The sequence below is a fragment of the Vibrio sp. V23_P3S9T160 genome (genome assembly GCF_963886625.1).
GTDB lineage: Bacteria > Pseudomonadota > Gammaproteobacteria > Enterobacterales > Vibrionaceae > Vibrio > Vibrio anguillarum.
In genome coordinates, this window is sequence record NZ_CAWPDB010000127.1 from 44,826 (window position 1) to 55,677 (window position 10,852).

Genomic DNA, 10,852 nt, shown 5'->3' on the forward strand with positions numbered 1-10,852 from the left:
TGAATAAAAGAGATAAAAAAGCGGCGCATCAAAACGCCGCTTTTTATTTGCTTACGCTGCGCGATACAAACCACGTCAGCTCTGAGCGAGTAACAACGTTATTCGGTGCCACCAACAGTGAGCGAATCTAGCTTAAGCGTAGGTTGCCCTACTCCAACAGGCACACTTTGTCCTGCTTTACCGCACACTCCAACGCCGCGATCAAGGCTCAAATCGTTACCCACCATCGAGACTTGTTGCATTGCCTCAATGCCAGAACCGATCAAGGTTGCACCTTTGATTGGATAAGTAATTTTGCCGTTTTCAATCATATAGGCTTCAGAGGCAGAGAACACAAATTTACCCGAGGTGATATCCACTTGGCCACCGCCAAAGTTGGGCGCATAAACGCCTTTCTTCACTGTTGAAATGATCTCTTCTGGCGTATGTTCACCCGGCAACATGTAAGTGTTGGTCATGCGCGGCATCGGTAAATGTGCGTACGATTCACGACGCCCATTACCCGTAGGGTTCACCCCCATCAAACGTGCGTTGAGTTTGTCTTGTATGTAGCCTTTCAACACGCCATTTTCAATTAAGGTGTTGTATTGACCATTGACACCTTCATCGTCGACATTGAGCGAGCCACGCAGATCTTTCAGTGTGCCATCGTCAACAATCGTACAAAGCGTTGAGGTTACTTTCTGGCCAATTTTACCGGAGAAAACAGAAGATCCTTTGCGGTTAAAATCACCTTCTAAGCCATGCCCTACCGCTTCGTGAAGCAAGACGCCCGGCCAACCAGAACCGAGCACAACAGGCATCGCGCCAGCGGGAGCTGCGACAGCTTCAAGGTTGACTAAGGCTTGTCGGATAGCTTCATCGGCAAACTGAAACGCAACTTTACGGCCATCTTGTTCGGTGAGGAAAAAGTCATAACCAAAACGACCACCACCACCAGAGCTGCCTCGCTCGCGGCGATCACCTTTTTGTGCTAACACGCTGATCGACAAACGGACCAACGGGCGGATATCGCCTGCGTAAGTCCCATCGGTTGCAGCAACTAACATCTGCTCATGCACACCACTTAAGCTCACCGAGACTTCTTGGATCAACGGCTCTTTGGTACGAATGTAAGCATCCAGCTCTTGCAGTAATTCTGTTTTTTGCTTTTTTTCCCAACTGGCTAGTGGGTTATCCGCCGCATAATAGGCTTGATTATCGCTACGTTTAAAGGCTTGAACACAACCACTTTTACCTTGCTGCGCAATGCCTCGTGCGGCTATTGCACTCTGTTTCAAACCTTCTAATTGGATTTGATCTGAATAAGCAAAACCCGTTTTTTCACCTGTGATGGCGCGCACACCAACACCGCAATCGATATTAAATGAGCCGTCTTTAATAATGCTGTCTTCGAGCACTAAAGATTCATGCCAGCTCGACTGAAAATAGATATCGGCATAATCAATTTGACGAGTGGCAATTGTCGCTAGTGTATCCGCAATATCTTGCTCGGTTAATCCTGCAGGTTTTAATAGTGCATCTTCAATGCGGTTAATACTCATAGTTTGCTCTTATTATCTATAAACTGATTGGTGAATCGGGTGTGTGCAGCAATGGGCATTTTTTGTCGAACTTGCTCAACGTAAGCCAAGTCAATATCGGCGACTAAATTCCCCACTTGCTGGTTTAAGCTTGCAATAACCTCACCCCACGGGCTGATGACCATCGAATGACCCCATGTCTCGCGCCCACATGGATGAAGCCCAGTTTGCCCAACCGCAACAATCCAACACTGATTCTCTATCGCTCGGGCTCTTAACAAGACTTCCCAATGTGCCTTTCCGGTCACCGCCGTAAAGGCCGCAGGAACCACTAATATCTGAGCACCCTGCACTCTTAATTGGGAATAGAGGTGCGGAAAGCGCACATCATAGCAGATGGAAAGGCCAATTTGACCAAATGGCGTCGACGCAACACTCAGCTTTGTGCCGCAGGTAAAAGTTTCCGATTCTCGATAGCGCTGGTGGCCGTCAGCGACATCGACATCAAACATGTGTAATTTGTCATAGTGCGCGACAAGATCGCCACTGGCGTCAAACAGCAAGGAGGTGGTCGTTACCCCGACCTCACGACGGATAGGCATGCTGCCCACCAACAGCCACACCCGATGAAAGCGAGCCATAGCAGCCAATTGGCTCTGAAAAGGACCTTGTCCCAATGGCTCGGCATGTTGGTGGTACTGTTGCCGCGTACCAAACACCAGTGCATTTTCCGGCGTGACAATCCACTTCGCACCTTGCGCCACAAGTAGTGACACTTGCTGTTCGATATAGGTCAAATTCTGCGCAGGTTCAGAGCTTGACGTCATTTGAATAAGTCCAACGCGATCCATGCCTACTTCCCTATTTTTCAGTCAATTTTCTCAACTTTTCTGGCAATTTAAACTCGCCCCTACTACGTGAAAGCTCTTTAACCACCGGTGAATTAATTGGCCCTTTGACCTCATAATTGACTTGGGTAAAGACCTCAACCACAGGTGCAATCACGGTCGTAATGGCTAGGACATACAGCGCAGTTTGCGGCGTCACCGCAAAAGCCGTCAAGACGGGAATTCCTGATGTGATGTCTGGTACAAAATTCACCTCAGCATCAACAGTACGGCTATTGAGATCTGCTAAGCCTTTAATGGTCATTTCACCAGCTACGGCATCCATTTTGATGTTGTTGGTAACAAAAATCCCTTGCGAAATTTCACCACTGCCCGTAATTGAGTTAAAGGCCATTCCTTTATCAAACACGTCACTAAAATCGAGCTGCATTTTACGGATAATGGAATCTAAACTGAATAATCCGAGTAAACGAGCGGCGCCACTGACATCAGAAACGACCCCTTTACCCATAGTAGTCTCTATCTTGCCTTCTAAGCTGTCGATCTTCATTGACCAAGGCGCGCCATCCCATTCGGTTTGACTCGACATTTCAAATGGCGCTCTTTGGATACCGGAGCTGATGCCAAAGCGCTCCATCAAATCGCTATTATTATCACCTTTCATGGTGAGATTCAGTTGGGTATGGCTACGCTCATCACCTTGCGCGTCTTTATTCAACGTCCAAGCACCACTGATATTGACTTGGTTTGAACCACTACTAATATCAATCTTCTTCCATTGCAAAGTATCACCTTGCCGTTGGAAGTCCATATTCATCTTGCCCACCTTGTAACCCTGCAACCAAAAATCATCAATGGCCAAAGTTAAGTTTGGCACCAATCGATGAAACTGTCGGTCAAAATCAGTAATAAGCGGCTCAGACTGGCGATCTTGATCAACCAACAGTGATTTTTTGGAGCTGTCCTCCAGCTCAGGAATGTAAACGTGCAAACGTTCAAGCGAGACGGACAAATCATAAGGTTCAATATAACTCGCTTGGCCTTTTGCTTCTTGGCTCTCGAGCTGTGCGTACCAACCGAGATTTTTACGTCTGGCATTAAAATCAACATCGTGCCACTCAATGCCCGCTAGTAGAAGTGCTTTGACGTTGATGTCCACTCTCTCTGGTGGTGGGATCTCGGGAGTATTCATCTCCGCTAGAGCTGATTTTTTCTTCGGTTGAGGCTCATTGGCCAAACTCAACCATTCATCCAAATTAAAGGTATCGCTGCGGATCTGCGCATGGTGGCCAACCACTGGGCTGATTTTGAAATTGCCGCTCCCTACTATGAGATTGGTGGCTGTCAGGCGTGGTTTTTTCGATGTGATATCGATTTCAGCTTGGTATTTCGCTTGTGGTAATTGTAGGCGAGCGGTGATCGACTCTTGGTTACCCGATGCTTGCAAGTGAGCTTTGCCTACCACGTTGAAGGCTTTTTTTAGCGGGTAAGGGTAATCACTTTCTACCATTTTTAAATCGGCTAAGGTGTCGATTTGATAAGTGAAACCGACATCATTGAGCTGAATATCAACGCCCATTTGCCAAGGGGCATGCCCTTTTAAACGGTTTAGCCAGCGCTCACCGACAAAAGGCGTCAGGGGTTTAATATCCCAGTCTCCTAGCACATCAATATTGACTGCGTAACCTTGGCTGGCATTTTCACCTTTAAAATCAATCGCGATCGGTTGAGTCAGCAGATCCGCCGACAAACCAGCTGCCGTCACAACGTCATTATCAAATTCAATTTTGCCAGAGACACCCTCAAGCACCATTGGTGGTGCATCAATTTCCACGTGGTTATTATTTAAATTCGCCCAACCCCACGCTCGGGGTTCCTGCTCACTATCAAAAGGAATACGAAGCTGAAATTCAGATTGCACTTCGCCACTGACTTGGATCGCCGTTAACGCCGCTCCCACCGAATCCACTAAAGGCGTTGAGGTCATATAGTCGCGTACGGCATTGCCTTGGGCTGTTGCACTGGCTTCGATTTCGATGTGTCCACCTTCGGCTAGCTCAGGTATTCGCCCTGTGATCCGCTGGGCAGTGACATCCATTAAGGTCGCAGAGTGTGAATCAAGGTACATCGCATCGTTTTCAAACAGCAGATCGAGTTGCAAATTGGTGATCGGCGGCCACGCCGTATCAAAACTAAATTTCGCCTCTTTTAAACCAACCCAAGCTTGGAATACGCCATTGTTTTGTTGGTAGGGAAAATCGCCAAGTTCACCATACCAAAGCAGTTTAGCAGTGTTGGCTTTACCGCCTTGAATCGCAGTAGAGAGATAGTCTGTTAACTTGCGCCCCAATGCTAAGGTGGGCAAATAACGCCAAGTTTCACCTGCATTGTATAAGTCCGCTTCCGCATAAAATGAAAGTAAAGGGCTGCGTTTTTCAGGAAAATCGAGACGAAATGATCCAAGCACTTGCAAGTCAGGCGTCGCCGCAGTCACTTTACTGGCCCACAATGACCAGCCATCGTCTTGCTTTTGCCACACAACATCGGCTTCACCTTGACGAATATTCAATGGTGCTTGGAAAACATCACCATAAGGTAACACGTCATCAATCAGCGTCACTTTGGCGCGGGCACTCTCCATGCTACCTGCAATGGAGGCTTTGAGATGGTGTACTTGTGGTAATAACTGCCATTGCGCCATGGCGCCATCACTGAGTTCAGCCGAATAACGAAGCGATTGCAGGCTATCTCCTTTGCTGAGCCGAATATCTTCTAAGGTGCCCCCCAAATCCAATAGCTGCAAAAGCTCGTTCGTTTTGCTGGAATCGGGCATCATTTTCACAAAGGGAAGCAAAGTTTTTATGTCCAACTGAGATAAGTTCAAACGCCATTGCGTCGGTTGCCATTCAAACGCGACATCAAGTTTAGGCCACACTTCGTCATCCGTGCGCAACTGAAGTGAGTAAGCGTTAACTTGCCATCCTTGTTCAATAGGTAACAGTTTGATGATTCCCGACTCTAACAGCAATTCATGCTGACGCTCTTCACCCCAAACCAGTTCAGAGGGCTTAAGTTCGACATAGCCATCTTTGGGTTGGTTATGTTCTAAGGTCAGCCAGGCATTAAAACTCACCTGTCCTTTCTTAATGCCGGTTTCGTCTTTGAGATAACGAGTCAACCACGGGTTTATTTTGATATTGTCAGCGCTAACATAGAAGCGACCTGAAATATCGCGTAGTGAACCATGATCTTCAAAGTTAGCACTCACTAACAGAGAGTTAATACTGGTATCAGCGATGCTCACCACGCCTTCAGCTTTATGTTGCTGAGCGTTATTTTTCCACCGAAGACGTTCAATATCTAACTGGCGAATCTCCCCCGCGACAGATTGATAGAAAACCGTCGAGTCGAGTAGCGCAAAATCATCCAATTGCCGCAACAGTAGGTTGTCTAAACGTTGAATGACATTGCCTTGTGTGCGGCTCTGTTGGTTATCTTCAGCCTGTAGATCAAGCCAGTTTACCGAGCGAATATCCAATTTGAGTTGATGAATACTGAGATCCGCGACCACAGGTTGCATTTGCAGTATTGACTGAATGAGGTCAAATTCAACATCGATTTGCTGCGCAGAAAAGTGAATTTGCGATCCATCAGGTAGCTTTGCTTTTAGCCCCTTAAGTGCAATTGACGGGTGAGTATTACGCCAAAAACCAGTGACCTCACTTAATTCAAATTCAAAACCTGAATTTTGGTTGATCAACGTTTGTATTTCGCCTTGGAAACGATTCATTTGTGGCAAAAACACACGCAAGGTGGTGACAGCAACAGCCAGCACCACTAGCACGCAAACGATAAACCACAATACTATTCGCCAAAGGCGCGTAAAAGTTGAGATCACAAAAGCCCTACTACATCATCACAACGTCAAATTGTTCTTGAATATAAAGTGGCTCCGCTTGGATGCGCACTTCTTTTCCAATAAACACTTCCAACTCAGCAAGAGCATGAGACTCATCACCTTGCAAGGTTTCTGCCACCGCAGGGGATGCGTAAACCACAAATTTATCCGCATCGTAAGCGCGGTTGACACGCGTGATTTCACGTAAGATTTCGAAACAGACGGTTTCAACGGTTTTCACACTGCCGCGGCCTTCACAGGTTGGACAACTTGAACATAACACGTGTTCAATACTTTCACGGGTGCGCTTACGCGTCATCTCCACCAAGCCTAACTGCGTAAAACCATTAATATTCGTTTTGACGCGATCTTTAACCAGTGCAGCATCTAAGGAGTTGAGCACTCGCTTACGGTGCTCTTCAGACATCATATCGATAAAATCAATAATGATGATGCCCCCTAAGTTGCGCAAACGTAACTGACGGGCAATCGCTTGGGTCGCTTCAACATTGGTATTAAAAATGGTTTCTTCGAGGTTACGACGGCCAACAAACGCGCCAGTATTGATATCAATCGTGGTCATGGCTTCGGTTTGGTCGATGATAAGGTATCCACCAGACTTGAGCTCCACTTTACGCTCGAGAGAACGCTGAACCTCGTTTTCGGTGTCGTACATATCAAAAATAGGCTTGTCACCTTCATACAGTTCAAGCTTATCGGTTAACTCAGGCACAAACTCTGAGGTAAACTCTTTGAGGTTCTCAAATTCAAGGCGCGAATCGACTAAGATCCGCGTCAAATCGGTGCCGACAAAATCTCGTAAAATACGCTGAGCTAAACCCAATTCGCCATACAGTGTCGAGCGTGTTTTGTATTTAACTCGACGCTCCAACACTTTCAGCCATAGCCGTTTAAGAAAGGCGGCATCTTGTGAAAGCTCTTTCTCATCAGCCCCTTCAGCGGCGGTACGAATAATGAACCCACCGTGCTCATCACAATAATGAGCCACGACTTTTTTGAGACGATCACGCTCTGATTCACTTTCAATGCGTTGTGAGACACCAACATGACTTGCGCCGGGCATAAAAACGAGATAGCGCGAAGGTAGGGTAATATCTGTCGTTAAACGGGCGCCTTTAGTGCCTAATGGATCTTTGACCACTTGCACCACAATATCTTGGCCTTGACGAACTAGCTCTGAAATATCACGAACTTGAAACTGCTGTTTTTCGTTCTCAGCCACACATTCAGTATGAGGAACAATGTCAGAAGCGTGAAGAAAAGCGGCCTTGTCTAAACCAATATCGACAAAGGCGGCCTGCATTCCGGGAAGAACTCGGCTGACTTTTCCTTTGTAAATATTGCCCACAATGCCGCGTTTCGCTTCTCGCTCAATGTGGACCTCTTGAAGAACTCCGCCTTCAATCATCGCCACTCGAGTTTCACTCGGGGTGACGTTTAGTAGCAACTCTGCACTCATGAGTACACCTCAATGTTTTTAATTATATAAATTCGTGCAAGAGCTGGTCAGTTTCGAATAATGGTAATCCTACAACAGCGTAATAACTGCCTTCGATCTTCGTTACAAATCGTCCACCCAATCCTTGAATGCCATAACTGCCAGCCTTATCGCAAGGTTCACCCGATTGCCAATATTGTTCTATTTCTTCATCTGACAAAGGTTTAAACCATACATCCGTCGTTACCACGACGGATTTAGAATGATCATGTGTTGCTACGGTTACGGCCGTCATCACTTGATGTTTTGTACCAGATAGGCTGCGTAACATCTGTTGTGCTTGAGCAAAATCAGCAGGTTTTTCAAGTACTGTTTCACCTTGCACGACTATGGTATCAGACCCAATAACTATCGAAGCAGGGTTGGATAAAGCAACACCAGCCAGTGCCTTATCACGTGACAAACGTTCAACATACACTGCTGGGGCTTCATGCTCATTACGGCATTCTTCAACGTTGGGTACCACAATATCAAACTGATAACCCAGTTGAGTCAGTAACTCTCGTCTTCTTGGCGAGCCAGACGCTAATACAATTTTTTTATTCATCATCTAAGGTGCCAGTGGCGTCGCACACGACGAAGCAGTAGGAACATCCAAGGCCATAATATGCAATTGATCATACCAACCCATAGCGAGAGCGGGTTAAATGTCACATCTTGAATTAAATATTCACCGCAGAAGATCAGCACTTCAAGCAACATAGATAACACGCCAATGATTACGGCTTGTTGCCATAACGCCATATTACGCAGCACTAAGAAGTTAATCGCCACTAAGTAGACAACAATGGCCATCATCATGCCACGAATGCCCAATGTTGAACCAAGCAGCAGATCCCATAACAAACCAAGGATCAAAGCCGACCCTACGTTGACTCGATGCGGCAACGCTAAAACCCAATAGCATGTCACCAGCAGTAACCACGATGGGCGCAATAGATCCAGCTCACCCGGCCAAGGGATAGTTTGTAAAACCAGAGCAAAGAGAAATGATGCACCAATCACCAATTTACTTTTCACGACACTACTGGCCATCGGTTGCTTCCTCTAACATTTTCTCTGGTGTAACTTGCAATACTTTCTGTTGCCTATCTTCGTTAGGCCAGATCAACAGCAAATAACGTAGACGATCAAAATCCACCACGGGATCGGCGGTGATCGACGCAAATTCACGCTGAGTATCTTTGTCGACCACCGAAACGTGTGCGACAGGATAACCTTCAGGATATACGCCCCCTAAACCTGATGTGACGAGCAAGTCACCCACTTCAATATCGGTGCTGGTGGGAATGTGTTCCAATTGAATACGATCCACCTGGCCATTCCCTGAAGCAATCACTCGAATATCATTACGAATAATTTGCACTGGAATCGCACTATTGGTGTCAGTCAGCAACAACACCCGGCTGTTATGCGCCGCCACAAAAGTCACTTGGCCAACAATACCTTTGTCGTTGATAACGGGTTGCCCTTCGTAAACGCCATCCGTTCGCCCTTTATCAATCACAACTTGGTGACGATAAGGTGAGGTATCGACCGCCATCACCTCAGTGACAACCTTCTTTTCATCACGAACAAAAGAAGATCCAAGCAATTTACGTAACCGTTGGTTCTCTTCGCGGTATTGATCAAACAAGATCAAATCACTTTTCAAGGTGATCGCTTCTCGTTTTAAACGTTGATTCGATTCAATCAGTTTTTGATGAGTGGCGAATCGCTCATACAGATCATCAAACATGCTGCGCGGTAAATCCGCCATGTATTGAATGGGAGCCACTAAGCTATTAAGAAAAAAACGAACGTTGGAAAAAGCACCTAAACGACTATCAGCCAGCATAAGACTGGCTGATAAAATCACGGCAAAAAAGAGACGTAGCTGAAGAGATGGTCCTCGACCAAATATTGGCTTCATTCTATAAAAATCCTAGATGTCATGATGGGAGCTTTACGGCTCCCAAAGCCATTATTCTTCGCTAAATAGGTCGCCACCGTGCATATCGATCATTTCCAACGCTTTACCGCCACCAAGGGCAACACAGGTTAGAGGATTATCGGCAACCACGACTGGTATTCCCGTTTCTTCGGTCAAGAGGCGGTCGATATCTTTGAGCAGCGCTCCACCACCGGTTAATACCATACCATTTTCTGAGATATCAGAAGCAAGCTCTGGCGGGCACTGTTCAAGCGCAACCATCACCGCAGAAACAATACCGGAAAGCGGTTCTTGCAGTGCTTCTAAGATTTCATTGGAGTTAAGAGTAAAGCTACGAGGAACCCCTTCAGCAAGGTTACGACCACGAACTTCAATCTCCATCACTTCATCGCCGGGGTAAGCCGAGCCAATTTCATGTTTGATTTTCTCTGCGGTCGCTTCACCGATTAAGCTGCCGTAGTTACGACGCACATAATTGATGATCGCTTCATCAAAACGGTCACCGCCGATACGCACAGAGGAAGAGTAAACCACACCGTTCAAGGAAATAACGGCAACTTCAGTCGTACCGCCACCGATATCGACCACCATTGAACCCGTTGGTTCAGAAACACGCAGACCAGCACCGATGGCCGCCGCCATAGGCTCATCAATCAAATACACTTCACGCGCGCCAGCACCGAGTGCTGATTCACGAATCGCACGGCGTTCAACTTGGGTGGAACCACAAGGCACACACACAAGAACGCGAGGGCTTGGTTTGAGTACACTGTTGTCATGCACCTGCTTGATGAAGTGTTGCAACATTTTTTCGGTCACGTAGAAATCCGCAATCACGCCGTCTTTCATAGGACGAATTGCAGAAATATTCCCCGGCGTACGACCAAGCATCTGCTTAGCGGCATGACCGACAGCAGCAACGCTTTTTCCACCACGACCTTTATCTTGGCGAATAGCAACAACGGAAGGCTCGTCGAGGACAATACCTTGTCCTTTAACGTATATAAGAGTATTGGCGGTACCTAAATCGATCGATAGATCGTTGGAAAACATGCCACGCAGTTTTTTGAACATATTCTTCGCTCGTCCTGCAAGAATTAGAAGATAGAAAATTGCACTAAATGTACCAAT

8 protein-coding genes are annotated in these 10,852 nt (G+C 46.6%); all 8 read right to left on the reverse strand.

Annotated features, from left to right (window positions below; translation table 11 throughout):
- Positions 1-98: 98 nt before the first annotated feature.
- Genes tldD through AACU59_RS10280 form a run of 8 tightly spaced genes read right to left on the reverse strand, consistent with a single transcriptional unit; the run spans position 99 to position 10,795 of the window.
- On the reverse strand, positions 99-1,544 hold the full coding sequence (tldD, locus tag AACU59_RS10245) for a metalloprotease TldD (protein WP_013857867.1): 1,446 nt from the start codon (positions 1,542-1,544) through the stop codon (positions 99-101).
- Entirely contained in the window at positions 1,541-2,374 is an 834-nt protein-coding gene (locus tag AACU59_RS10250; protein ID WP_094145308.1) for a carbon-nitrogen hydrolase family protein, read from the reverse strand. Before AACU59_RS10250 ends, tldD begins: the two co-directional genes overlap by 4 nt.
- Before the next feature lie 10 nt (positions 2,375-2,384).
- Positions 2,385-6,269 (reverse strand): YhdP family protein, encoded by a 3,885-nt coding sequence (locus tag AACU59_RS10255; protein WP_094145309.1) that lies wholly within the window; start codon positions 6,267-6,269, stop codon positions 2,385-2,387.
- A gap of 10 nt (positions 6,270-6,279) precedes the next feature.
- Entirely contained in the window at positions 6,280-7,749 is a 1,470-nt protein-coding gene (rng, locus tag AACU59_RS10260) for a ribonuclease G (RefSeq protein ID WP_017047090.1), read from the reverse strand.
- 22 nt (positions 7,750-7,771) lie between these two features.
- Positions 7,772-8,338 carry a Maf family protein gene (locus AACU59_RS10265; protein WP_026027832.1) on the reverse strand — a complete coding sequence of 189 codons (567 nt, stop codon included), beginning with the start codon at positions 8,336-8,338 and terminating at the stop codon, positions 7,772-7,774.
- Entirely contained in the window at positions 8,335-8,823 is a 489-nt protein-coding gene (gene mreD / locus AACU59_RS10270) for a rod shape-determining protein MreD (RefSeq protein WP_013857872.1), read from the reverse strand. Before mreD ends, AACU59_RS10265 begins: the two co-directional genes overlap by 4 nt.
- The gene (gene mreC, locus AACU59_RS10275; protein ID WP_013857873.1) at positions 8,813-9,700 is read right to left on the reverse strand and encodes a rod shape-determining protein MreC; all 888 of its coding nucleotides are present in this window, start codon (positions 9,698-9,700) and stop codon (positions 8,813-8,815) included. Before mreC ends, mreD begins: the two co-directional genes overlap by 11 nt.
- 51 nt (positions 9,701-9,751) lie before the next feature.
- Positions 9,752-10,795: a rod shape-determining protein gene (locus tag AACU59_RS10280; protein ID WP_013857874.1), complete on the reverse strand. Its 1,044-nt coding sequence runs from the start codon at positions 10,793-10,795 to the stop codon at positions 9,752-9,754.
- Positions 10,796-10,852: the final 57 nt, after the last annotated feature.